We start from the raw sequence: 23,854 nt of genomic DNA, 5'->3' as shown, positions 1-23,854 counted from the left end.
GCCCGGTGGAAACCCTCCACAACATGCGCTTCCTCAAGAGAGAGTCCTGCTGCGCGCATCGAGTCGCGGCCGCATCAGCATGCCGCCGAACAGGACCGCGTAGCCGATGAAGGCCGCGGCCCAGAACGCCGCCGACAGATGGAGGAGAATTGCCATGGCAGGCATCATGGCGGCGGCCACGCGCAGGATGGCGGCAACGATGATGGCGACGAAAACCGCGCAGGTGCCGGCGCTTGCCCTTAATTCGCGGCCCGTGTGGCCAAGCGTGGCGCGGGCCATGACAGCAAGCGTCATGGAGGCGATCGCTCCCACCGCAAAGGCATGAATGCCGGCCATCGCCGTGATTCTTTCCGGGACGAGGACGCTCAAGCCGGCAAGCAGAAGTCCAACCGGCACAAAGGCGAAGGCAACATGCAGGATCAGAACCAAAGGGTCTGGCAGCGTCCGATAGCCCGCCCAGCGGGCAAGCCGGACGGCGTTGAAGATCGCGGCGGTGACCAGCAAGACGCCGGCTGCAACGGCGTCGGGAAAAAACGTCCACGCGGCGAGCGCGACAGCCGACAGCGCGATGGTTCCGACATCGAACTTGCCGAACGATGCCGGAAGCCGGCCCGGCTTCTCGCGAACCAGCCAGTTGCGGGTGAAGCTCGGAATGATCCGCCCGCCGATAATCATGACGAGGAGGACAACCGCTGCAAGACCGAGGCGCCGGCTCATGTCGGAGATCCCCTGGTAATGCGCTTCGGCATGAAACATGACATTTGCCGCAAAAAGGGTCGCGACCGGCACCAGCACCTTGAGGTTCCGCCAGTTTCGCCCGACGACGATCTCCGTCGCGGCGGCAGCCACCACCGCCAGAAGAAAGGAACAGTCTATGACGGCGCTCAGGAGCCAGCCCATTTCCGCCGAAAAGAACACGGCCGCCCGGCCCGCAATCCAAAGCAGCACGAGTGCCACCAAGCGGAGATCCTGAACTGGAAGCCGCCCGGTCCAATTCGGAATTGCGGTCAGCAGGAAGCCCGTCACAACTGCCGGCAGATAGCCAAAGAGCAATTCGTGAACATGCCAGTCCACGGGCAGGAAGGAGCTGAAGGTCTCGAGCTTGCCGTAATAGAGAGGCAACCAAAAAAGTATAGCGGTGCCTGCCTGCAGCGAGCCGAGCAGAAAGAAGGGGCGGAACCCGTAGGAGAAAATTGCCGGATAGACGCTTGGCCGCGTCCGCGGAATTGCCATGGCATGCCTCATCGGAGACCAGGCGAGGTGCCTGTTCGAGCCCATTTCTATCCCGGCCCCGAAGGATGGAACTTGCGTTGGATCAAACAGGCGCGTGAATGCCGACGGCAGCGACGGGAGGCTTCGCTTGTCGATGGGCTGCCGTCCGTGACAAAGTCCGGTCGCAGGGCCTTGAGCGCGTTGATGCCGGGGTCGCGCGCATGATCCCGTCCATCGTCGCATCGCCGTTCAGTTTGCGCTTCATGCAAATTGTCCGCATTTGGATGCAATAATCTGCCTGAGCCACACGACGCGTTCATTGCTCTGAAACAAAGACGGCGCTGTCTTACCATACAACCGGGCTTTGGAATTTGGTCGCACACGACCGGCATTTGCGATGGATCAAAGCTCGATCGGTCTTGTACGGGTAAATCGAAATCGCCCGTTGTTGACACCGACCAGCGGTGAACCGGCGGCGGCCTTCAAGCGTTCAGCTTCAGCCGGGTGGGTCTGGCACCAGCGAAGGAGTCGGAAAATGACCGAGCGTCCCAGCACCAATCGCTTGTCCGCACAGGAACTGCACGACATCGATGCCTACTGGCGTGCCGCCAATTATCTGACCATCGGGCAGATCTATCTGCTCGACAATCCGCTGCTTCGCGAGCCGCTTCGGCTGGAGCACGTCAAGCCGCGGCTGCTCGGCCATTGGGGCACATCGCCGGGCCTCAGTTTCATCTATGCGCATTTGAACCGAGTGATCCGGCAACGCGACGCCAATGTCATCTATGTCTGCGGTCCGGGTCATGGCGGACCCGCGATGGTTGCCAACAGCTACCTTGAAGGCACCTACAGCGAGATCAATCCGGACGTCGCGCCGGGCGAGGCGGGAATGAAGAAGCTTTTCCGGCAATTCTCGTTTCCGGGCGGCATCCCAAGCCATGCCGCTCCCGACGTGCCCGGCTCGATCCATGAAGGCGGCGAGCTTGGCTACGCGCTTTCGCATGCCTATGGCGCGGCTTTCGACAACCCGGATCTGATCGTCGCCTGTGTCGTTGGCGATGGCGAGGCGGAAACCGGACCGCTTGCCACGTCTTGGCACTCCAACAAGTTCCTCAACCCGGTGCTTGACGGCGCGGTGCTGCCGATCCTCCATCTCAACGGCTACAAGATCGCCAATCCCACCATTCTCGCCCGCATTCCCGAAGAAGAGCTGCGTGCCTTGTTCGTCGGCTATGGTTACGAGCCGTTGTTTGTCGAGGGCGACGATCCGGCATGGATGCATGAGCGAATGGCGCTCGTGCTCGACGATGCGCTCGACCGCATCAAGGCTATTCAGGACACGGCTCGCAACGGCGCGGAGACCGCGCAGCCGCGGCCGACCTGGCCGATGATCGTGCTGCGAAGCCCGAAGGGCTGGACCGGTCCCAAGGAGGTCGACGGACTGAAGACCGAAGGATTCTGGCGCGCCCACCAAGTCCCGCTTTCCGGCCTCGCCGATAACCCCGCGCATCTGAAGATGCTCGAGGAATGGATGAGAAGCTACCGGCCCGAAGAGCTTTTCGATGCCGCCGGCGCGCCGGTGGCTGCAGTCCGCGCTACCTCGCCAAAGGGTGAAAGGCGCATGAGCGCCAACCCGCATGCCAATGGCGGCCTGCTGCGCCGGTCCCTGGAACTGCCCGCCTTGCAAGAGCACGCCGTCCCGGTCGAGCGGCCCGGCGGCGTCAAGGCGGAGTCGACCCGTGTGATGGGCCGTTTCCTGCGTGACGTCATGGCATTGAATCAAGGCACCAGGAACTTCCGCATCGTCGGGCCCGATGAAACGGCATCGAACCGGCTGCAGGATGTCTTCGAGGTGACGGAGCGTGCCTGGATGGAAGAGATCCTGCCCGAGGACGTGCATCTCGGTCGAGAAGGCAGGGTTCTGGAAATTCTATCCGAGCATACCTGCCAGGGCTGGCTGGAGGGTTACCTGCTCACCGGGCGCCACGGTTTCTTTTCCTGCTACGAGGCCTTCACGCATATCGTCGATTCCATGTTCAACCAGCATGCGAAATGGCTCGATGCCTGCCGCAAGCTTGCCTGGCGGCGGCCGATCGCCTCGCTGAACTATCTGTTGTCCAGCCATGTCTGGCAGCAGGAGCACAACGGCTTTAGCCATCAGGATCCGGGCTTCATCGACGTAGCGTTGAACAAGAAGGCGGATGTCGTGCGCGTCTATCTGCCGGCGGATGCCAACAGCCTGCTCTGCGTGACGGATCATGTGCTGCGGACATGGAACCGCATCAACATCATCGTCGCCGGCAAAGCCAATTCCTGGCAGTGGCTGTCCACCGACGAGGCGAAAGTCCATTGCAACGCCGGCATCGGCATATGGGGTTGGGCGTCGACCGACGGCGGGGCCGAGCCGGATGTGGTGATGGCCTGCGCCGGAGACGTGCCGACGCTCGAGACGCTGGCCGCCGTTCAAATCCTGAGGCGCCACATTCCCGGCCTCAAGGTCCGTGTGGTCAACATCGTCGACCTGATGACCCTGCAGCCACGGGAACACCATCCGCACGGGCTGTCGGATCGCGAATTCGACGCTTTGTTCACCAGCGACAAGCCCGTCATCTTTGCCTATCACGGCTATCCCTGGACCATCCATCGCCTGACCTACCGGCGGACCAATCACGACAACATCCACGTGCGCGGCTACAATGAGGAGGGGACGACGACAACGCCCTTCGACATGACCGTGCTTAATGGGCTCGACCGCTATCATCTGGTGCTCGGCGTGCTCGACCGCATTCCCGAGCCGGCCGGTGCGCATATCCAGCTGAAACAGGCCATGGAAGGCAAGCTGATCGAGCACCGGGCCTATATCCGCGAGCACGGGCAGGACATGCCGGAGATCCTCGGCTGGAAATGGGAGCAGTAGCCGATGCCGAAGCGCCAGGCCGACAGGATCCAACCCACAAAAGTGGCTGGAACGGTCGGACATGACTGATGTCATCCTTGTCCTCAATGGCGGCTCATCGAGCCTGAAGTTCGCCGCTTTTCAAGGACGCCGCGAGCTTCATCTGCTGATGCGTGGCAGCGTCTCGTCGATCGGCGAGCGGCCCAGACTCCATGTCGCGCCGACCGCAACGACGCCGCCGTTCGACAGGAGCCTCGGCGAACGAGCGATCTCCGTCGGCGAGGCATTCGAAGCCGTTGCGTCCTATCTGACGGACCGCGGCCTGTTGCGCCGCGTGAGCAGGGTCGGGCATCGCATCGTCCATGGCGGTCGGGAGTTTGCCCGCGCAACGCTGCTTGACCAGGCCACGCTCGATGCCTTGCACAAGCTCGAGCCGCTCGCTCCGATTCATCAGGCGATCAACCTGGAACTCGTCGATCTGGCCCACCGTCTTTTGCCCGGCGCCGTGCAGGTCGGCTGCTTCGATACCGCCTTTCACGTCACGCAGCCTCAGATCGCAAGACTGTATGGCCTGCCGCACGAGATGTCGGAGCAGGGCATGGTGTCCTTTGGGTTCCACGGGCTCTCCTACAGCCATATCGCCAACGAGCTCCGCAGGCATTACGGCGCCGGCGCGGGTGGCCGCGCCGTCGTCGCCCATCTTGGCAGCGGCGCGAGCCTTTGCGCGATGAAGGCAGGGGTAAGCCAGGCCACCACCATGGGTTTCTCGACGCTCGACGGCCTGGTCATGAGCACGCGTTGCGGCGCGCTCGATCCGGGCGTCCTCCTGCACCTTCTGCAAGACAGGAAGCTGTCCTCCGACGAACTGTCCACCTTGCTTTACGAGAAGTCCGGGCTTCTCGGCGTATCTGGCATCTCGGGAAACATGCAGACGTTGCTGGCGTCGAACGACCCGGCGGCAATGCGCGCTGTCGATCTGTTCGTCTATCGGGTCGGGCGAGAGATCGGATCACTGACGGCTGCGCTGGGCGGGCTCGACACGCTGGTGTTCACCGCCGGCATCGGCGAGCATGCGCCGGCGATCCGGCGGCGGATATGCGAGGCTGCCGCATGGTTGGGCGCCGCTATGGATGACGGTTTGAATAGCAGCGGCGAAGACCTTGTGAGTGCCGCGAGTTCCCGTGTCGATGTGCTTGTCATTCCGGCCGACGAAGAACGAGCGGTGGCGGCAGAACTGCTCGGCGTCGAAACGGCCTGAGCGGAACAGTCTCCGCTCATTGGTGGAACGCCCCTCGCATGCCTGAGCTGTCGATTGAGGTGGATGGCCGATCCCTCGGAGGCAGCCATTTGCGCCCGCTGCCGATCTCCACGACCGTGTAGCGGCTCCCATACGGCTGGAAATGGCAGGATCTTAATCCGCCAACGTGGCGCCGAGCTTCCGCTGGACCAGGACAAGCGTCGGATCGTCGGGAACCGTCGCGACAGTGAAGCCCATCTCGCGCTCAAGCTCGATCGCCGCACGGTTCTCGCGGCTTTCGATCGACTCGAGCGTCTCGATGCCCATGGTCGTCGGCATAGTGCGCGATATAGCCGAGAAATTCCCAGCCGACGCCGAGATGCTTACGGTCCTCGCGAATGCAGATGGCGACCTCGCCAGCCTGTCGGCCGGATCGGCGGCGAGCGTCGCCACCGCGATCAGCATTCCGTCGGTCGAGAAGGCGAGAAAATTATGGATATGCGGATCGTCGGAACGGGTCATCGCCACCAGGCGCTCATGCGACACTTCCCGCACAGCGCCGAGGAAGCGGAAGCGCATATCCTCCGGCGTCACATGGGTGAAGAACTCTGCGACAAGCGGCTCATCGTCAGGGCGCGCACGGCGCACTTCGAAGCGAAATCCGCTATGGGTTGCAAGCGTGGTTTTCATCGTCGTCCCTTTCAGGATTGAGGAGCGGGCGATTGGCCCGAATGGCCTCATTCCCCCATCGCCAGCAGTGTCTCGCGCTTGAGAATTTCGATGCTGCGCAGGCTGAGCAGGCGGATCACGCCTTTCTCCTTCAGGCGGGTGAAAACCCGCGAGACGGTTTCGATGGTGAGGCCGAGATAATCGCCGATGTCGTTGCGCGACATCGGCAGTTCCACCTGCCGCAACCCGCCCTGGCGCTCCGACATCTCGATGAGGAATGCTGCGACACGCTCGATGGCGTTCTGCCGGCCAAGCACCAGAAGATGTTCCTGCGCCCTGGTCAGGCCTTTGAGCGCGAGAGGCAGGAGCTGGCGCGACATGTCCATGCCCGAGGGAGTGCGATGGACCCGGACGCCGGTCGCGCTGATGGCTTCGGCGAAGAAGTGATGCGTGGCGTCGGCCTCGAAGCCGAAGGTTTCTCCTGCCAGATGGAACGCGCTGATCTGTCTGCGGCCGTCGGCGAGCAGGCGATAGATACGCACGGCGCCGAATTCGACCTGGTAGAGAGCGCCGGCCTTTTCGCCCTGGGCGTAGATTTCGGCCCCTGACGGGAAGAAGCTGACCGGCGTCGTCGACCCTTCAAAGACGGACGCAGGGCTCTGATGGGAGAGATAGGACTGCAGTTCGATCTTGGCGGAAGCTTGAGCGTGCATGGCTGTAGTCTCGGTGAATCTGCGACAACAGCAATCGCGCAAATCCAGCCACGTCGAAATTCGGTTATCTCCCTACGGGAAACTACGTAGGACTGTCCCGAAATCACCAGATCGAGCACCGGCGAGGCTTTCGTCCTGTGCGATTGACCACGATCAAGGCCCGGATGAATTGGTTCGGCGATCATCCGGTCGAACCAATCAACCTGGGGTGCCTGAACATGACTTCCGACATGATCGAAATCTGGGCTGGAATACTGGGCCTGGCCCATCTTGCCGCAGCAGGCCTTTATCTCGAAGTGCTTTCCGCTGGGAAGCGCAACGACGCTTCGGCGGACTACGGTCTTGGCCGTCACGCACGGCCGCACCCGGTCAAGGTCAGGCACTCGCGCTAGGAACGGACGCCGGACCGGCGCGTTCCGTTGCCGTTGCGCGAATCTCACGCGCCGCGACGCGGAGGAGTTCTTTCCGATAGCGCAGCGCGCTCAGGTGCGCACGCGTGCAAAGGTCTATCGGGTTGAGCAGGCAAACCAGGCGCTGGATGATTTGCGAATGGGCAGGTTGAGCGGCGCCGCCGTCCTGCGGCCATGACGGTCCGGCCGGCTCTAGATCAAAGAGATAGAACGTGATGTCGTCCGACAATCCCTCCACACTTTTCGGCATCATGCTCTAGACGGCGCGCGCGCCGAGCCGCTGCATCTGCTCTAGCCAGCTCGCCCGTTTCACGTCGCTGGCGTTCGCGACCATGCCGAGCAATGTTTCGCGTACGGGCCTGATCCCGACAAAGTTGAGGATGCCGCGCCGCATGCCGGCAATTCCATGGCTGAGAAACCAGATCCGGTAGACGGCCGCGGGCATTCCCATCGTCACGATCAGGCGGGCGGAGCGGCCGCGCAGCAAGGATTTCGCGAAACCCTCACCCTGTTCCGGATAGGCGAATGCCGTGCCCGGCCGCATGACCTGCTCTAGGAACGCTTTCAGCATTGCCGGCACGGTGCCCAGCCAAAGCGGGAAGACGAAGACGAGATGCTCCGCCCACACGACTGCGTCGGCCGCCTCCCTGAGGCTGTCGGGGATCGATCCGTGCTCGAACTCCTGCATCGTCCGAAGGAACGGAATGTCCAGCGAGGCCAGATCGATCTTGCGGACGGCATGGCCCGCACTCTCCGCGGCTTCAGCATATGCCGAGGCCAAGGCGCGGCAGAGCCTGTCGGGGGACGGGTCGGGATGCCCGATGAGAATAAGTATGCGGCGTGACATCATGCCTCCGGCCGGCTTCGAGAGAGCTATTTATGGCTGCTCGACCCGGGTCACTTGATAAGTGTGCATGGCCCCGTTGCGCCTTATGGAAATATATTCGCCGACGATGAAGCGCTCCTCACCGAGATGAAAGCCAACCTCGTCGTCGCGGTCGCCCTCGGCATAGTCGAAATACCACTGGCCGCCCGGCTTGCGGCGAAGGCGGCCGACAAGATCGTCTTCGCCGGCACGGAAACGGCGGACACGGCAGACCGCCCGGTGCGCCTTCCATTCTTCCGCGTCCAGCCGTCCCTCGCCGGTGAGAGGGGCCAGCACATCATAGCCGGTTTGGTGGTCTCCCTGAGGATGACCTTTCTCCCGAGCGAGAAGCAGGCGGATGTTCCTGAACTTCGGGGTGAGGTCGTGCAAAGTGGTCATAGCAAGCTCCTTTGACCGCATTCCTATCGCGGCGGCTGGAGGTTGGCCTTGACCAAGGTCAAACGGATCCTGGTCTGATGGGGCGGGCGTCATCGTCAGCCCGACAAAGGATAGGGCGAGCACCCGCTGGGCAGCGGCCTCGCTTAGATCCCCGTCGCTTGCCAGCACAGAGCGCCAAAGGACCGCCATCGTCAGCATCGCGGCGCGCAGCAGGTCGATGAGGGGCAGCGATATTCTTCGATCAGCGACCACGGAATATGAGATTGCGACTCCACTTATTCTCGACCGAGATGTCTTTGTGTCAGCGCAAAGAGGAGGCGTGTTTCTCGGGCTAGGCTTCGCCGCGTGAATTCCGACCGCTGTCCGACCACGAACTGGCATCTGCTCCACTACAGGCTCGTCGAGGACTTCAAAGCAACCCAACCGCCTCGTGACTGGGAAATCGTCGCCAGGATTGATCCTGATCAATGCCGCAACCAGCCGATGAAGCAATTCAATCCGGCATGAATTTCATTGCTCCGCCTCCAAGGAGACACCCGCCAATGCAGACGGCTTTGAATCGGAAGTCTGGTCAAATATTAGGCGCAAGCACGGCCGCATTTACGGTCTGCTTCGCGGTCTGGACCATCTTCTCCATCATCGGCATTCGCATCCGCCAGGAACTCGGCCTCAGCGAGACGCAGTTCGGCCTGCTTGTCGGCACGCCCATCCTGACCGGCTCCCTGCTTAGGGTCGCGCTCGGCATCTGGACCGACCGCTACGGCGGACGGTTCGTCTTCACGGCGAACATGCTCGCGGCCGCGGTCGCGACCTTCCTGCTGTCCTATGCTCACACCTATCCGCAGATGCTGGTCGCGGCTCTCGGCGTCGGCATCGCCGGCGGCTCCTTTTCGGTCGGCGTCGCCTATGTCTCGCGCTGGTTCCCGCCGCAAAGGCAAGGCACGGCGCTCGGTGTCTTCGGCGCCGGCAATGTCGGTGCAGCGGTCACCAAATTCCTCGCCCCCTTCGTGCTTGTCGCCTTCGGATGGCAGGCCGTGGCGCAGGTCTGGGCGGCTGCTCTCGTCGTCATGGCCGCCATCTTCTGGTTCACCACGGCTGACGACCCGGTCGTCGTCGAACGCCGGCGCTCGGGCATCAAGCCGAAAAGCGCCTGGCTCGAGCTAGAGCCTCTGAAGAACGTCCAGATCTGGCGTTTCGCGCTCTACTATTTCTTCGTGTTCGGCGCCTTCGTCGCGCTCGCGCTCTGGCTGCCGCAATATCTCATCAATGTCTACGGTCTCGACATCAAGACGGCCGGCATGATCGCCGCCTTCTTCTCGGTGCCGGCGAGCGTGTTCCGCGCCTATGGCGGACACCTCTCGGACAGCTTCGGCGCGCGCCGCGTGCTCTATTGGACCTTCTTCGTGTCGGTCGTGGCGACCTTCGTCCTGTCCTATCCGCCGACCGACTATATCGTGCACGGCGTCAACGGCACGGCGACCTCCTTCCATATCGAGATGGGCCTTTTCGGCTTCATCGTCACGATCTTCGTGCTCGGCTTCTTCATGGCGCTCGGCAAGGCCGCCGTCTACAAGCACATTCCGGTCTATTATCCCGACCATGTCGGTTCGGTCGGCGGACTGGTCGGCATGATCGGCGGTCTCGGCGGCTTCGTGCTGCCGATCCTCTTCGGCTTGCTGCTCGACCTGACCGGCCTCTGGACCAGCTGCTTCATGGCGCTCTTCCTGCTGGTCTCCGGCGCGCTGCTCTGGATGCATATGGCCATCCGCCAGATGGAGCGCGGAACCGTCGGCGAGGCCCTCGCCAAGCTGCCGCCGTTCCCCGAAATGCAGCAAATGCCGGAGCCGGTGGCAAAGACCCGAACGGGCGGCGCCCTTGCCGACTGGCATCCGGAGGACAAGACCTTCTGGGCTGAAACCGGCCGCCGCATCGCCAAGCGCAATCTGTGGCTGTCGATCCCGGCGCTGCTGCTTTCCTTCGCCATCTGGCAGGTGTGGTCGGTCGTGGTCGCCAAGCTTCCGCTGGTCGGCTTCACCTTCACCACCGACCAGTTGTTCTGGCTCGCCGCCCTGCCGGGGATTTCAGGGGCGACCCTGCGCATCTTCTATTCCTTCATGGTGCCGATCTTCGGCGGCAGGCTGTGGACGACGCTTACCACCTGGTCGCTCGTCATACCGGCGGTCGGCATCGGCTATGCGGTGCAGAACCCGGACACGCCTTATGTCGTGCTGCTGATCCTGGCGCTGCTGTGCGGCTTCGGCGGCGGCAACTTCGCTTCCTCCATGGCCAACATCTCCTTCTTCTTCCCGAAGGCAGAGAAGGGAAACGCGCTGGCGCTCAACGCCGGGCTCGGCAATCTCGGCGTCAGCGTCGTCCAGTTCGTGGTGCCGCTGGCGATCGCCACCGGGATATTCGGCTGGCTCGGCGGCGATCCGGCCATGGTCAAAGGCCCGGCCGGCGATGCGCCCCTCTGGCTGCAGAATGCCGGCTTCGTTTTCGTCCCGTTTATCGTGCTCTCGGCTTTTGCCGCCTGGTTCGGCATGAACGACATCGCTTCGGCCAAGGCGTCCTTCAGCGAGCAGGCCGTGATCTTCCAGCGCCGTCACAACTGGATCATGGCCTGGCTTTACACCGGTACTTTCGGATCCTTCATCGGGTATTCGGCCGGCTTCCCGCTGCTTTCGAAGATGCTGTTTCCGGACGTCAACGCGCTCCAGTTCGCCTTCCTCGGCCCGCTCGTCGGCGCTCTCTCGCGCTCAGGCACGGGCTGGCTTGCGGATAGATATGGCGGCGCACGCGTCACCTTCTGGGCCTTTGTCGTGATGATCGCAGGCGTCTGCGGCGTCTTGTGGTTCATCGGCATCAAGGATCAGCCGGGCGCGTTCACGGGCTTCTTCGCTTCCTTCCTGCTCCTGTTCTTCGCCACCGGCGTCGGCAACGCCTCCACCTTCCAGATGATCCCGGTGATCATGGCCAAGGAGATGGGCCGCTTGTTTCCCAAGGCCAACGCTGAGGCGCGCCGCCAGCAGGCGGAGAAGGAGTCGGCCGCCATCACCGGCTTCACCTCGGCGATCGCCGCCTTCGGCGCATTCTTCATTCCGAAGAGCTACGGCAGCTCGATCGCGCTCACGGGCTCGCCGAACGCCGCGTTGTGGGCGTTCCTGCTTTTCTATGTGAGCTGCCTTGCCATCACCTGGGCTGTCTATACCCGCAAAGGCGGCCTTCTCCACGCCATCGAGCGCGCCAGGCGCGGCGCGCCCGTCCATACGGCCGCAGCCGAATAACCAGGGGCAAACAATGTCGCATTTTCTCGACCGGCTAACCTTCTTCCGCAAGACCGTCGGCACCTTCTCCGACGGCCATGGGATCGTGACCAATGAGGACCGCTCCTGGGAAGACGGCTACCGCAAGCGTTGGCAGCACGACAAGATCGTGCGCTCCACCCACGGCGTGAATTGCACCGGCTCCTGCTCGTGGAAGATCTACGTCAAGGGCGGCATCGTCACCTGGGAGACGCAGCAGACCGATTATCCGCGCACACGGCCCGACCTGCCCAATCACGAGCCTCGCGGCTGCGCCCGCGGCGCCTCCTACAGCTGGTATCTCTATTCCGGCGCTCGAGTGAAATACCCGATGATCCGCGGCCGGCTTTTGAAGCTGTGGCGGGCCGCCCGCGCCAAGATGCCGCCCGTCGCGGCCTGGGCCTCCATCGTCGAGGAAACGGAAAAGCGCCAGTCCTACATCTCGATCCGCGGCCATGGCGGTTTCGTGCGCGCAACCTGGGACGAGGTGAACGAGCTCATCGCGGCGGCCAATGCCTATACGGTGAAGACCCATGGTCCCGACCGCGTCATCGGCTTCTCGCCGATCCCTGCCATGTCGATGGTCTCCTATGCGGCGGGCTCGCGCTATCTGTCGCTGATCGGCGGCGTGTGCATGTCGTTCTACGACTGGTACTGCGACCTGCCGCCGGCGAGCCCGCAGACATGGGGCGAGCAGACCGACGTTCCCGAGAGCGCCGACTGGTACAATGCCGGCTTCATCATCGTCTGGGGTTCCAACGTGCCGCAGACGCGCACGCCCGACGCGCACTTCTATACCGAGGTCCGTTACAAAGGCACCAAGAGCGCGGTCGTCAGCCCGGATTACGCCGAGGCGACCAAGTTTGCCGATATCTGGCTCAACCCCAAGCAAGGAACGGACGCCGCGCTGGCGCTGGCGATGGGGCATGTCATCCTTCGGGAATATTATCTCGATCGCACGGTGCCCTATTTCGACGACTACGCCCGCAAATACACCGACTTGCCATTCCTGGTTCGCCTGACCGAACGCGACTGCCGCCTCGTCCCCGAACGGCTGCTTCGCGCCTCCGAAATAGCCGGCGGCCTGGGCGAAACCAACAATCCGGATTGGAAGACGGTCGCGATCGACGACAACACGAACGCTCTCGTGGCTCCGCGCGGCTCGATCGGCTATCGCTGGGGCGAGAACGCAAAATGGAACCTCGAGGAGAAGGACGGCAAGGGCCAGGACGTCCGCCTCAAGCTGACGCTTGCCGGCAAGAAGGCCGAGATCGCGGCTGTCGATTTTCCCTATTTCGGCGGTCGCGCCACCGAACATTTCGTCTCGACCGATCACGGTGAAATCCTCACCCGCAATCTGCCGGTTCGGCGGATCAAGCTGGGCGACGGCTCGACAGTGGCGGTCGCCACCGTGCACGATCTGATGATGGCCAATTATGGCCTCGACCGCGGCTTTGGCGGCGATCACACGGCCAGCAGCTACGACGACGATGTGCCGTTCACGCCGGCCTGGGCGGAGCGCGTCACCGGTGTGAAACGCGATGCGATCGTCACCGTCGCACGCGAGTTCGCCACCAACGCGGAAAAGACCAACGGCCGCTCGATGGTGATCCTCGGCGCCGGCGTCAATCATTGGTACCATATGGACATGACTTACCGGGGGATCATCAATCTCCTGGTGTTCTGTGGCGCCATCGGCCAGTCGGGTGGCGGCTGGTCACACTATGTCGGGCAGGAGAAGCTGCGGCCGCAGACCGGCTGGACGCCGCTTGCGTTCGCGCTCGACTGGAACCGGCCGCCCCGGCACATGAACTCGACCTCCTTCTTCTATGCTCAGACCGACCAGTGGCGCTACGAGACGCTCACGGCCGCGGAAATACTGTCGCCGACGGCGCCGGAGGGGGACTGGAACAAGAGCTTCATCGACTACAATGTCCGCGCCGAACGCATGGGCTGGCTGCCCTCGGCGCCGCAGCTCAAGCAGAATCCTCTGACGATCGCCACCCAGGCCAAGGCCGCCGGCCTTGAGCCAAAGGATTACGTCGCCAAGGCGCTGAAATCCGGCGAGCTGGAACTGTCCTGCCACGACCCGGACGATCCCGCCAACTGGCCGCGCAACATGTTCGTCTGGCGTTCAAACCTGCTCGGCTCGTCGGGCAAGGGACATGAATATTTCCTCAAGCATCTGCTGGGCACGACGCATGGCGTGATGGGCAAGGACCTCGGGCCGGAAGGAGCGGTCCGCAACACGGAAGTCGTCTGGCACGAGACCGCGCCGCAAGGAAAGCTCGACCTGCTGGTGACGCTCGACTTCCGCATGTCGACCACCTGCGTCTACTCGGACATCGTGCTGCCGACGGCCACCTGGTACGAGAAGAACGACCTCAACACGTCCGACATGCATCCCTTCATCCATCCGCTCTCGGCGGCGGTGGATCCGGCCTGGGAGGCGCGTTCCGACTGGGAGATTTACAAGGGGCTCGCCAAGAGCTTCTCCGAAGTCGCGCCCGAGGTCCTGGGCATCGAGCAGGATGTGGTTCTTTCGCCTATCCAACACGACAGCCCGGCCGAGATTGCCCAGGCCCTCGATGTCAAGGACTGGAAACTGGGCGAAGTCGAGCCGGTTCCTGGCAGGACGATGCCGTCGGTGACGCTCGTCACTCGCGACTATCCCAATCTCTACGCCCAGTTCACGGCGCTTGGCCCGCTGATGACGAAAGTCGGCAATGGAGGCAAGGGCATCGCGTGGAACACCAAGCACGAAGTCGAGGCGCTTGGCGCGTTGAACGGCATCCATCTCAGCGGCGCGGCCAAGGGCCAGCCCAAGATCGAGACCGACATCGATGCCGGCGAGGTCATTCTGACGCTGGCGCCGGAGACCAATGGCGAGGTGGCGATCAAGGCCTGGGAAGCCCTGTCGGAAATCACCGGCAGGGAGCATGGCCACCTTGCCTTGCCGAAGGAAGACGAGAAGATCCGCTTTCGCGATATCCAGGCGCAGCCGCGCAAGATCATCTCTTCGCCGACATGGTCCGGCATCGAAAGCGAGAAGGTCTGCTACAACGCCGGCTATACCAACGTCCACGAACTGATCCCCTGGCGGACATTGACCGGCCGCCAGCAGCTCTATCAGGATCACCTGTGGATGCGGGCATTCGGCGAGGGGTTCGTCACGTGGAAGCCGCCGGTCGACCTCAAGACGATTTCCGCCGTCAAGGGGCTCAGGTCCAACGGCAACAAGGAGATCGTCCTCAACTTCATAACGCCCCACCAGAAATGGGGCATCCACTCCACCTACTCAGACAATCTCTTGATGCTGACGCTCAATCGCGGCGGTCCGGTGGTGTGGATTTCCGAGGCCGACGCCAAGGCCGCTGACCTCGTCGACAACGACTGGGTCGAGGTCTTCAACGCCAATGGAGCGCTCACGGCCCGCGCCGTCGTCTCCCAGCGCGTCAAGCCGGGCATGATGCTGATGTATCATGCCCAGGAAAAGATCGTGAACACGCCCGGATCGGAAATGACGGGCAATCGTGGCGGCATCCACAACTCGGTCACCCGAACGGTGCTGAAGCCCACCCACATGATCGGCGGCTACGCCCAGCAGTCCTACGGCTTCAATTACTACGGAACCGTCGGTTCCAACCGCGATGAATTCATCGTCGTCCGCAAGATGACGAATGTCGATTGGCTGGAAGAACCGCTCGCATCCCAGGCGCCGAAGGAGGCCGCAGAATGAAAATCCGCGCTCAGATCGCGATGGTGCTGAACCTCGACAAGTGCATCGGGTGTCACACTTGCTCCGTTACCTGCAAGAACGTCTGGACCAATCGGGAAGGCGTCGAATACGCATGGTTCAACAATGTCGAGACCAAGCCGGGCGTCGGCTATCCCAAGGAATGGGAGAACCAGCAGAAATGGAACGGCGGCTGGCGGCGCAAGCAGAACGGCAAGATCGAGCCGAAAATGGGCGCCAAGTGGCGCATCCTCGCCAACATCTTTGCGAACCCCGATTTGCCGGAGATCGACGACTATTACGAACCGTTTACCTTCGACTACCAGCATCTGCACACGGCGAAGGAATCCAAGGCTTTCCCCACGGCCCGTCCGCGCTCGGCCATCACCGGCGAGCGGATGGAGAAGATCGAATGGGGACCGAACTGGGAGGAGATCCTCGGCGGCGAGTTCGAGAAGCGGTCGAAAGACGTGAACTTCGAGGGCGTCCAGAAGGACATCTACGGCCAGTTCGAAAACACCTTCATGATGTACCTGCCTAGGCTCTGCGAGCATTGCCTCAACCCCACCTGCGCTGCGGTGTGCCCGTCAGGAGCCATCTACAAGCGCGAGGAGGACGGCATCGTCCTGATCGACCAGGACAAGTGCCGCGGCTGGCGCATGTGCGTCTCCGGCTGTCCCTACAAGAAGATCTACTACAACTGGTCGTCGGGAAAATCGGAGAAGTGCATCTTCTGCTTCCCCCGCATCGAGGCGGGGCAGCCGACGGTCTGCTCGGAAACCTGCGTCGGGCGCATCCGCTATCTCGGCGTGATCCTTTACGACGCCGACCGTATAGAAGCCGCGGCCAGCACTCCCAACGAGAAGGACCTCTATCAGGCGCAGCTCGACGTCTTCCTCAATCCGAACGATCCGGCGGTTATCGCCCAGGCCCGGGCCGACGGGATTCCCGACAACTGGCTGGCGGCCGCCAAATTGTCGCCGGTCTGGAAGATGGCGATGGACTGGAAGATTGCCTTTCCGCTGCATCCGGAGTACCGCACCCTGCCTATGGTCTGGTACGTTCCGCCGCTCTCGCCCATCCAATCGGCGGCGGCCGCAGGCAAGATGGGTGTCGGCGGCGATATGCCCGACGTGCGCAGCCTGCGCATCCCGCTCCAGTATCTCGCCAATCTGCTGACGGCGGGCGATGAGGAGCCCGTGGCCCTTGCGCTCGAACGCATGCTGGCGATGCGCAGCTATATGCGGGCAAAGACCATCGACGGCCGCCTCGACGAGTCGATCGCGGCGCGGGTCGGCCTGACGGGCGCGGCCATCGACGAAATGTACAAGGTGATGGCGATCGCCAACTACGAGGATCGTTTCGTCATCCCGACGTCGCACCGCGAATGGAGCGAGGACGCGCAGGACCTGCGCGGCTCCTGCGGCTTCTCGTTCGGCAACGGCTGCTCGGGCGGTTCCTCGGAGACGAACCTCTTCGGCACCAAGCAGACCAAGCGGCCGACGAACCCGATGGAGATCGCGTGATGGCCCCGCATTCGAACAGAACCTTCAAGGCGCTCTCGGCGCTGCTTTCCTACCCGAGCGAGGAGCTTTGCGCGGCGATCCCTGAAATCGCTGCGGCGATCGCGGCCGAGGGATTGGTGTCGGACGAAGCGGGCAGGCGGCTGCAGCCCTTGCTTGCCGATCTGGCCACACTGGATCTCTACGACCTGCAGGAGCGCTACGTCGAGTTGTTCGACAAGACGCGCCGTCACTCGCTGCATCTCTTCGAACACATCCACGGCGAGAGCCGAGATCGCGGCCAGGCCATGGTCGACCTTGCCGAACATTACCGGGGTGGCGGGCTTGTCGTCGCGGCAAACGAATTGCCCGACTTCATCCCGCTCTTCCTGGAGTTCCTTTCCGCTCGTCCGCTCGAAGAGGCGCGCGGCCTGCTCAATGAAGCCGCCCACATCTTCTCGCTGCTGGAGGAGCGGCTCGCCAAGCGCGACGGCGGCTATGCCGCCGTGTTCACGGCCATATGCTCGCTTGCCGGCAAGTCCGCCACGATCGCGGACGCTGCCGAAATCGACGAGCCCGACGATTTGGCGGCTATCGACGCCGCCTGGGAAGAGACCGCGGTCGCATTCGGTCCCGGAAATGCGACGGACGGCTGTTCCATCGACCGGCTGAGAATCCAGATGCGCGCCGCCAATCGCGATGCGCGCAACAATGCGGCCTGACGGAGGCAAGCCATGTCCGACACGATCAACCACGCGCTCTTTGGCTGGTATCCCTATTTCTGCCTGACCATCTTCCTGCTCGGCAGCCTGATCCGCTTCGATCGCGAGCAGTACACCTGGAAGACGGGTTCCTCCCAGCTGCTGCGGCGGCGCCAGCTCCGCTGGGGCTCCAACCTGTTCCATGTGGGCGTCCTGGCGATCTTCGGCGGCCATTTCGTCGGCCTGCTGACACCGATCTGGGTGTTCGATGCGCTCGGTGTTTCGCACAGCTTCAAACAGGGTCTTGCCATCACCGCCGGCGGCATCGCCGGTGTGGCCTGCTTCATCGGCATCGCGCTTCTTGCCCATCGCCGGCTGTTCGATGCCCGCATCCGCAAAACGTCCGCGCCCGGCGACATCGCGATTTTGCTGCTGCTCTGGGTTCAGCTCGCGCTTGGTCTTTCGACCATCTTCGTCTCGCTTGGCCACATGGACGGCCACGAGATGGTGAAATTCATGAACTGGGCGCAAGGCATTCTCACCTTGCAGCCGGCGGCCGCAGCCTATGTCGCCGACGTCAACCCGATCTTCAAGGCGCATCTGCTGCTCGGCATGACGATCTTCCTGGTCTTCCCGTTCACGAGGCTGGTTCATGTCTGGAGCGCGCCGGTCTGGTATCTCGGCCGTCCCGGCTACCAGGTCGTGCGCACACGCTTGGCGACCCGCCGGTCGCCCGCGCCGGTGCCGGCCGTGCGATCCGCCGCGCCGGCGCGGCCGCCCGCCGCCATTCCTTCCCACCAGCCTGCGGAGTAGACCATGGCCGCCCTCGTCATCGACCATTCGGCCGGGCGCAAATCGTCCGAACATCCGCACGAACACCGGCCCGCGACTCCCGACACGGCGCCGTCCCGCGAACGCGTGGCGATGCCGCCGGTGACCGTCAATGGTGTGGCGATATCGCGCAAGGCGATCGCCGCCGAGGTGCAGAATTTTCCCGCCCGCAATCCCGGCGAAGGCTGGCGTGCCGCGACCCGTGCGCTCGTTATTCGCGAGCTGCTCCTGCAAGAGGCCCGGCGTCTCGATATCGTCGGGGAGCAGCGGACCGACCAGGATGGACGCCGGGAGACCGTCGAAGACGCGCTGGTGCGCGGTCTGATCGAGCGCGAGGTCCACGTTCCCGAGGCTGACGAGGAGATGCTGCGGCGCTTCTACGAGAACAATCTTCGCCGCTTCGTGACGCCGCCGCTCCTTGAAGCCGATCATATTCTCATAGCGGCTCGTCGCGATGACAAGGAGGCCTTTGCCGCCGCGCGTGAAAAGGCACTGTCACTCAGATCCGGCCTGGCTGCGGCGCCCGAGCGTTTCGCGGCGCTGGCGCGGGATTGCTCGGATTGTCCATCAGCGACCGTTGGCGGCAGCCTCGGCCAGATCGGACCCGGCGACACGACGCCGGAATTCGAGGCTGCCCTCGGGGATCTTGCACCGGGTGAGATTTCTTCGCCGGTGGAGACGCGTTACGGCGTCCACCTCATTCGCCTGACGCGGCGCATCGATGGCCGCCAGCTTCCGTTCGAGCACGTGCGCGAACGCATCGCGTCCTACCTGGCCGAGCACGTGAGCCGGCAGGCGACGGCGCAATATGTCGCGCTGCTTGTCGGCCGGGCGGACATCGTCGGGATTGCCATCGACGGCGCATCCTCGCCACTGGTGCAGTGAGGCGGGCGCGATGCTTGGAAATATCATCGCCTCGCTGGAGGATCCGAAAGCGGCCATGGCTATGGTCGCGGCGTTCGAGGAGCCGGCCTTGGCCGCGCGACTGGCCGCCGCCGCGGATGCGTCCGGTCGTTCGCCGGCCGATATCGTCGGCTCGGCCGTTCGCAATTTCGTGGACACCGCATCCGACGATCTTTGGACGCAACTCATCGGCATCATGAACCGCGCGCGGGATCCGGGCCTTGCGGCCATGCGCGCGATTCTCGAAAAGACGCTGCCGGACGTCGAGGCGTGACCGTGCCGGCAGCTTCGGCGCAGGTGCCGTGCGGCGCGACGCACAGCCATCGCATTTGCCTTCAATTCCGGTGCATTGCGGCGATCCAGGGCCGCTGCCGGCTGACAAAAATCAAACCAAAAGGAGATTCCCATGCAGGGCGTTCGTCCTGACTGCCCCATCACCGCGATTGTCTATTCAGACGGCACGGAGTTCGAGGCATTCCTGCAGGAAACAACTGCCGTCATGGCCGAGCGGGAGATGCGATTGGCCGGACTTGTCCAGCTAAGCGAAAGGAGACCTGATCGGGTGAAATGCGACATGCATCTGCGGGATCTCGCTTCGGGAAAGCTCCACGGCATATCCGACGATCGGGGTCCCCATGCCCGAGGCTGCGTTCTGAATACCGACAGCCTGCTCCGCGCCTGCGAGGCCGCCGAGGCAGGGTTGTCCGGCAAAACCGATCTTCTGGTTCTCTGCAAATTCGGCAAGACCGAGGTCGAAGGCGGTGGCTTCAGGGGCCTGATCGCCAAGGCGCTGGAACTTTCCGTGCCGGTGCTGATCGGTGTTCCCGCCATCAATCTCACGGCGTTCCGCGAATTTGCAGCCGATCTCGCCCAGGAAATCGAACTGCCTCGCGTGCCGTCCGATCGGTTCGCGGCCTCGGAACGCCTGCTCGACTGTCGCTTGACGGTTCGCGGCCCTTATCAATCCCCAGGCGGGAGCGCGGTCGGTGCCGAGGTGGCTTGAGATCATTGTGCGCTCAGTCATTGCCGGCGCGGTCACGGGCGCCTGGGTGGTCGTCATTAATCTAACCGGCGGCCCGTCTGTCCTGATTTCTTTAGCGGCGATCTTCATAGTGTTCGGCGTGGCAGGCAGATAGCGTGGCGGATTTTTGGGAGCCTCAACCATTGCAGTCGTCAAAGCTGTGCCGAGTAGCCATAGGGAGTGGCCATTTTGTCTTTAGCCAAGATGGCAGCTACAGCCCGCAGTCTGACAAGGCCGTTGTGAAATCATTGGTGCCTGCGACGGGAAAGAAAACCCGCCTATACAGGCGGGCCTTCCTCTTTTACGGTCATCGCGTCCCCGCTGTACCGTGGTCTCATTCCAGCCTGTTGGCGCGCGCCGGGGTCAAGCGACATCGGGAGGCGGTATGTGTCTCAGTTTGTGAGCCCGCTAGTAAAATATTATGGCGCTTGGTTAGTATTCGCAGCGCTAGTGGTTGTCGAAATCCCTGTTTTTGACAGCGATTTTGGCCATAAAACATTTGCGGCATTTTTCTTTGGGCAGGCCGGGTTAGTCGTTTATGCGTGCTGGCTTGTCCGCTGCCCGCAATGTGGCCTGCGCCTCCACGCGGGGCGCATTTGGTATCTCCGCCGCACTCCGGGCCGTGTTTGCCCCAACTGCGGCCATGACTTGTTCTCGCAACGAATCTCGAACTGAGACACCACCGTTGATTGCGTCACTGTCCGCCCCAATCGGCAGGGTGGCGTGAGCGTCAACATTCGGGGAAATTAGACGCTCTGGAGGGGCAAGAGGCTTCGGAAGCCTCGGTGTTGTTAACGGTGGTAGCGGAGGACCGTTATCTCCGCTTTCAACATTGAACACCGGCCTCTCTGTCGGTGGGAACGGTGGTAGCGGGAGAGGGACTTGAACCCCCGACCCCAGGATTATGATTCCCGTGCTCTAACCAACTGAGCTACCCCGCCAGGGTGGCAAATGGCCCGGAGAACCGTCCTGATGGACGGGCGTCTCGAGGCGTTCGCCGAGGTCGCGCGGATATAAGGTTGGGAGGGTGGGCCTGTCAAGCTTCGAAGCGGCCGACATGTGGGCATAATCCGGCCCTCATGATCTCATCCCAGAAAAGCTTTGCCGGACAGACACTCAGGGCCTGCCCCGGGGTTGAGTTCGGCGGGGCACGTCGTTATGTCTCGGCCAAGAAATTCTAGAGTTGAGCGAATGAAGCCGCGCATCGCCGTCCTCGGTTGCGGATACTGGGGCAGCAACCATATCCGCACCCTCAAGGCGCTTGGCGCGCTCCATGCCGTTTCCGACGCCAACCGCGCCCGCGCCGAAGGTTTCGCCAGCGAGCAGGATTGCCTGGCAATCGAGCCGGACAGGCTGTTCGAGCGCAACGACATCGACGCCATCGTCATGGCGCTGCCGCCGCAATTCCATGCCGACACCGCGGTGCGGGCCGTCGAAAGCAGCAAGGACGTGCTGGTGGAAAAGCCGATCGCGCTGACGGTCGCCGATGCCGAGCGCGCGGTGAAGGCGGCAAAGGACAATGGCCGCATCTTCATGGTCGGCCATGTGTTGCGCTTTCATCCCGCATTCGAGACGCTCAAGGCGCTGATCGACAATGGCGAGCTCGGCGAGGTGCGCTACATCCATTCGCACCGGCTCGGCCTCGGCAAGTTTCATACTGAGAACGACGCTCTCTGGGACCTTGCGCCGCACGATTTGTCGATGATCCTCGCCATCACCGGCACCGAGCCGATCGAAGTGAGGGGCGAGGGGGCAGCACTTCTCGACAATCTCAGCGACTTCGCGCATCTGCATATGCGCTTCCCGAACGGATTGCGCAGCCATCTCTTCGCCTCGCGACTCAATCCCTATCGCGAGCGGCGGCTGACGGTCGTCGGCACCAAGGCGATGGCGGTGTTCGACGACGTCGAGCCCTGGGAGCGCAAGCTTGCCGTCTACCGCCACGCAGTATGGCAGGACAGCGGCCAGTGGGCCTTCACCGCCAACGAACCTGCCTATGTGGCCGTCGGCGAGGGCATGCCGCTGACTCGCGAGCTTGCCCATTTCATGCAATGCATCGAGACGCGCGCCGAACCGCGCACCGACGGCGAGGAAGCGATAAGGGTGCTGCGCATCCTGACCGCCGGCACAGTGATCCACACCGGCTCGTCTGCATAAAGCAATCAGATCGAGAATTACTCAGCGGGAATCTGCGCCGGCCTGTCCGCCAGCCGGGACAGCATGGCCTCGGCCTCGGCGCCGCGCTCGGAGCGCTCGATGAAGCCGCCGCCGAAGACGCGCGCCTCATTGCCGTCGTCGGAATAGAGCACGCAGGCCTGCCCCGGCGCGATGCCCGACTCGCCGTCGGCCAGCTCGACAGAGGTCACGCCGTCGCGGTGATGCAGCACGGCCGGACGCGGCGGCCTGGTCGAGCGGACCTTGGCGAAGAGCTCGATCCCGCCGGCCGGAACATCCGACAACAGTCCGTCGCCCAGCCAGTTCATGTTGCGCAGATAGATCTTGTGCGTCTCCAGCGCTTCGCGCGGGCCGACGATGACGCGCGCGCGGTCGGCGTCAAGATGGACAACATAGAGCGGCTCGCCAGAGGCGATGCCGATGCCGCGGCGCTGGCCGATCGTGTAGCGCAGGATGCCTTCATGGCGGCCGAGCACGCGGCCGTCGATATGGACGATGTCGCCGGGATTGGCGGCGGCCGGCCTCAGCCTGGCGATGATGTCGGAATACTTGCCCTGCGGCACGAAGCAGATGTCCTGGCTGTCCTGCTTGGCGGCGACGGTCAGGCCCATTTCCTCGGCAATGACGCGGACCTGCGGCTTCGACAGGCCGCCGAGCGGAAAGCGCAGATAATCGATCTGCGCCTGCGTGGTGGCAAACAGGAAATAGCTCTGGTCGCGATCGGCGTCGACCGGCCGGTAAAGCGCACGATGCGCTCCATTGGCGCGCGAACGAATGTAATGGCCGGTGGCCAAGGCGTCGGCGCCGAGATCCTGGGCGGTCGCCAAAAGATCGGCAAACTTCACAGTCTGGTTGCAGGACACGCAAGGGATGGGGGTCTCGCCGGCGACATAGCTTTCGGCAAAGGGATCGATGACCGCCTTGCGGAAACGTTCCTCGTAGTCGAGCACGTAATGCGGGATGCCGAGCGTCTCCGAGACGCGACGCGCGTCATCGATATCCTGTCCGGCACAGCAGGAGCCGGCACGATGGGTGGCCGCGCCGTGGTCGTAAAGCTGCAGCGTCACACCGACGACATCATAGCCTTCGCGCTTGAGGATGCCGGCAACCACCGAGGAATCGACACCACCCGACATCGCGACGACGACGCGGGTTTCTTCGGGGCGGCGAGGGAGATCGAGGCTGTTCATGATGCTTTCACTGTGCGGCGCTCAATGCCAATGGCCGGAATATAGGTCAAGCGCCACGCATGCGCCAGCTTGCGGCCAAGACGAGTTCACCG

The 23,854-nt window shown here is 63.1% G+C and carries 18 protein-coding genes, 1 tRNA gene and 1 pseudogene; 13 read left to right on the top strand and 7 right to left on the bottom strand.

Annotation, left to right across the window (positions count from 1 at the left end):
* Positions 1-33 precede the first annotated feature (33 nt).
* Positions 34-1,233, bottom strand: coding sequence for an NnrS family protein (locus LB535_RS01980; RefSeq protein WP_224631183.1), 1,200 nt, complete (start codon positions 1,231-1,233; stop codon positions 34-36).
* A 514-nt stretch (positions 1,234-1,747) separates the two neighbouring features.
* On the opposite strand from LB535_RS01980, the gene LB535_RS01975 reads away from it, so the two are divergent.
* Positions 1,748-4,129, top strand: a complete 2,382-nt coding sequence (locus LB535_RS01975) for a phosphoketolase (protein WP_224630968.1) — start codon at positions 1,748-1,750, stop codon at positions 4,127-4,129.
* A gap of 61 nt (positions 4,130-4,190) precedes the next feature.
* Positions 4,191-5,366, top strand: a complete 1,176-nt coding sequence (locus LB535_RS01970) for an acetate/propionate family kinase (protein ID WP_224630967.1) — start codon at positions 4,191-4,193, stop codon at positions 5,364-5,366.
* 153 nt (positions 5,367-5,519) lie between these two features.
* Here the strand turns inward: LB535_RS01970 and LB535_RS01965 are convergent, their stop codons facing one another.
* Together LB535_RS01965 and LB535_RS01960 are read right to left on the bottom strand one after the other, a co-directional pair.
* On the bottom strand, positions 5,520-6,035 hold the full coding sequence (locus LB535_RS01965; RefSeq protein WP_224630966.1) for a GNAT family N-acetyltransferase: 516 nt from the start codon (positions 6,033-6,035) through the stop codon (positions 5,520-5,522).
* A 47-nt stretch (positions 6,036-6,082) separates the two neighbouring features.
* Positions 6,083-6,727 (bottom strand): helix-turn-helix domain-containing protein, encoded by a 645-nt coding sequence (locus LB535_RS01960; protein WP_224630965.1) that lies wholly within the window; start codon positions 6,725-6,727, stop codon positions 6,083-6,085.
* A gap of 143 nt (positions 6,728-6,870) precedes the next feature.
* On the opposite strand from LB535_RS01960, the gene LB535_RS01955 reads away from it, so the two are divergent.
* A complete protein-coding gene (locus LB535_RS01955) occupies positions 6,871-7,119 on the top strand; it encodes a hypothetical protein (protein ID WP_224631197.1) in 249 nt (82 codons plus the stop codon).
* A gap of 37 nt (positions 7,120-7,156) precedes the next feature.
* Positions 7,157-7,315 (top strand): annotated as a pseudogene (locus LB535_RS01950) (alcohol dehydrogenase); the annotation flags it as partial.
* 78 nt (positions 7,316-7,393) lie between these two features.
* On the opposite strand, the gene LB535_RS01945 reads toward LB535_RS01950, so the two are convergent.
* Positions 7,394-7,984 (bottom strand): NAD(P)H-dependent oxidoreductase, encoded by a 591-nt coding sequence (locus LB535_RS01945; RefSeq protein WP_224631182.1) that lies wholly within the window; start codon positions 7,982-7,984, stop codon positions 7,394-7,396.
* A 30-nt stretch (positions 7,985-8,014) separates the two neighbouring features.
* Positions 8,015-8,653, bottom strand: coding sequence for a hypothetical protein (locus tag LB535_RS28955; RefSeq protein WP_318012250.1), 639 nt, complete (start codon positions 8,651-8,653; stop codon positions 8,015-8,017).
* Between the two features lie 290 nt (positions 8,654-8,943).
* On the opposite strand from LB535_RS28955, the gene LB535_RS01935 reads away from it, so the two are divergent.
* The 8 genes from LB535_RS01935 to LB535_RS01900 all read left to right on the top strand — a co-directional run bounded on the left by LB535_RS01935 (position 8,944) and on the right by LB535_RS01900 (position 20,379).
* Positions 8,944-11,685, top strand: a complete 2,742-nt coding sequence (locus LB535_RS01935; RefSeq protein ID WP_224630964.1) for a nitrate/nitrite transporter — start codon at positions 8,944-8,946, stop codon at positions 11,683-11,685.
* A gap of 13 nt (positions 11,686-11,698) precedes the next feature.
* On the top strand, positions 11,699-15,442 hold the full coding sequence (locus LB535_RS01930; protein WP_224630963.1) for a nitrate reductase subunit alpha: 3,744 nt from the start codon (positions 11,699-11,701) through the stop codon (positions 15,440-15,442).
* Positions 15,439-16,965: a nitrate reductase subunit beta gene (gene narH / locus LB535_RS01925; protein ID WP_224630962.1), complete on the top strand. Its 1,527-nt coding sequence runs from the start codon at positions 15,439-15,441 to the stop codon at positions 16,963-16,965. The genes LB535_RS01930 and narH overlap by 4 nt, the downstream gene beginning before the upstream one ends.
* A complete protein-coding gene (narJ, locus tag LB535_RS01920; protein WP_224630961.1) occupies positions 16,965-17,663 on the top strand; it encodes a nitrate reductase molybdenum cofactor assembly chaperone in 699 nt (232 codons plus the stop codon). Before narH ends, narJ begins: the two co-directional genes overlap by 1 nt.
* Before the next feature lie 12 nt (positions 17,664-17,675).
* Positions 17,676-18,455, top strand: coding sequence for a respiratory nitrate reductase subunit gamma (narI, locus tag LB535_RS01915; protein ID WP_224630960.1), 780 nt, complete (start codon positions 17,676-17,678; stop codon positions 18,453-18,455).
* Between the two features lie 3 nt (positions 18,456-18,458).
* A complete protein-coding gene (locus LB535_RS01910) occupies positions 18,459-19,358 on the top strand; it encodes a peptidylprolyl isomerase (RefSeq protein ID WP_224630959.1) in 900 nt (299 codons plus the stop codon).
* Between the two features lie 10 nt (positions 19,359-19,368).
* Positions 19,369-19,650: a hypothetical protein gene (locus LB535_RS01905; RefSeq protein ID WP_224630958.1), complete on the top strand. Its 282-nt coding sequence runs from the start codon at positions 19,369-19,371 to the stop codon at positions 19,648-19,650.
* 132 nt (positions 19,651-19,782) lie between these two features.
* Positions 19,783-20,379: a DUF2478 domain-containing protein gene (locus tag LB535_RS01900; RefSeq protein ID WP_224630957.1), complete on the top strand. Its 597-nt coding sequence runs from the start codon at positions 19,783-19,785 to the stop codon at positions 20,377-20,379.
* An 882-nt stretch (positions 20,380-21,261) separates the two neighbouring features.
* Here the strand turns inward: LB535_RS01900 and LB535_RS01895 are convergent.
* A tRNA-Met gene (locus LB535_RS01895) sits at positions 21,262-21,338 on the bottom strand.
* Between the two features lie 250 nt (positions 21,339-21,588).
* Here LB535_RS01895 and LB535_RS01890 point away from each other — a divergent pair.
* Complete coding sequence (locus LB535_RS01890; RefSeq protein WP_224630956.1) at positions 21,589-22,554, top strand: Gfo/Idh/MocA family protein; 966 nt, start codon at positions 21,589-21,591, stop codon at positions 22,552-22,554.
* 17 nt (positions 22,555-22,571) lie between these two features.
* Here LB535_RS01890 and mnmA read toward each other — a convergent pair whose 3' ends face one another.
* A complete protein-coding gene (gene mnmA / locus LB535_RS01885; RefSeq protein ID WP_224630955.1) occupies positions 22,572-23,762 on the bottom strand; it encodes a tRNA 2-thiouridine(34) synthase MnmA in 1,191 nt (396 codons plus the stop codon).
* Positions 23,763-23,854 lie beyond the last annotated feature (92 nt).

Origin of the sequence: Mesorhizobium sp. CA10, from assembly GCF_020165285.1 — a bacterium.
Classification (GTDB): Bacteria; Pseudomonadota; Alphaproteobacteria; order Rhizobiales; family Rhizobiaceae; genus Mesorhizobium.
This window is presented reverse-complemented; position numbering and strand designations above follow the sequence as displayed.

Excerpts from the sequence above, each read along its gene's own strand:
- narH (WP_224630962.1), top strand. The coding sequence starts at position 15,439 with ATGAAAATCCGCGCTCAGATCGCGATGGTGCTGAACCTCGACAAGTGC.
- LB535_RS01975 (WP_224630968.1), top strand. The coding sequence starts at position 1,748 with ATGACCGAGCGTCCCAGCACCAATCGCTTGTCCGCACAGGAACTGCAC.
- LB535_RS01935 (WP_224630964.1), top strand. The coding sequence starts at position 8,944 with ATGCAGACGGCTTTGAATCGGAAGTCTGGTCAAATATTAGGCGCAAGC.
- LB535_RS01910 (WP_224630959.1), top strand. The coding sequence starts at position 18,459 with ATGGCCGCCCTCGTCATCGACCATTCGGCCGGGCGCAAATCGTCCGAA.
- LB535_RS01970 (WP_224630967.1), top strand. The coding sequence starts at position 4,191 with ATGACTGATGTCATCCTTGTCCTCAATGGCGGCTCATCGAGCCTGAAG.
- LB535_RS01900 (WP_224630957.1), top strand. The coding sequence starts at position 19,783 with ATGCAGGGCGTTCGTCCTGACTGCCCCATCACCGCGATTGTCTATTCA.
- LB535_RS01905 (WP_224630958.1), top strand. The coding sequence starts at position 19,369 with ATGCTTGGAAATATCATCGCCTCGCTGGAGGATCCGAAAGCGGCCATG.
- LB535_RS01890 (WP_224630956.1), top strand. The coding sequence starts at position 21,589 with ATGAAGCCGCGCATCGCCGTCCTCGGTTGCGGATACTGGGGCAGCAAC.
- narJ (WP_224630961.1), top strand. The coding sequence starts at position 16,965 with ATGGCCCCGCATTCGAACAGAACCTTCAAGGCGCTCTCGGCGCTGCTT.
- narI (WP_224630960.1), top strand. The coding sequence starts at position 17,676 with ATGTCCGACACGATCAACCACGCGCTCTTTGGCTGGTATCCCTATTTC.
- LB535_RS01980 (WP_224631183.1), bottom strand. The coding sequence starts at position 1,233 with ATGGCAATTCCGCGGACGCGGCCAAGCGTCTATCCGGCAATTTTCTCC.
- LB535_RS01945 (WP_224631182.1), bottom strand. The coding sequence starts at position 7,984 with ATGTCACGCCGCATACTTATTCTCATCGGGCATCCCGACCCGTCCCCC.
- LB535_RS01960 (WP_224630965.1), bottom strand. The coding sequence starts at position 6,727 with ATGCACGCTCAAGCTTCCGCCAAGATCGAACTGCAGTCCTATCTCTCC.
- mnmA (WP_224630955.1), bottom strand. The coding sequence starts at position 23,762 with ATGAACAGCCTCGATCTCCCTCGCCGCCCCGAAGAAACCCGCGTCGTC.
- LB535_RS01965 (WP_224630966.1), bottom strand. The coding sequence starts at position 6,035 with ATGAAAACCACGCTTGCAACCCATAGCGGATTTCGCTTCGAAGTGCGC.
- LB535_RS01930 (WP_224630963.1), top strand. The coding sequence starts at position 11,699 with ATGTCGCATTTTCTCGACCGGCTAACCTTCTTCCGCAAGACCGTCGGC.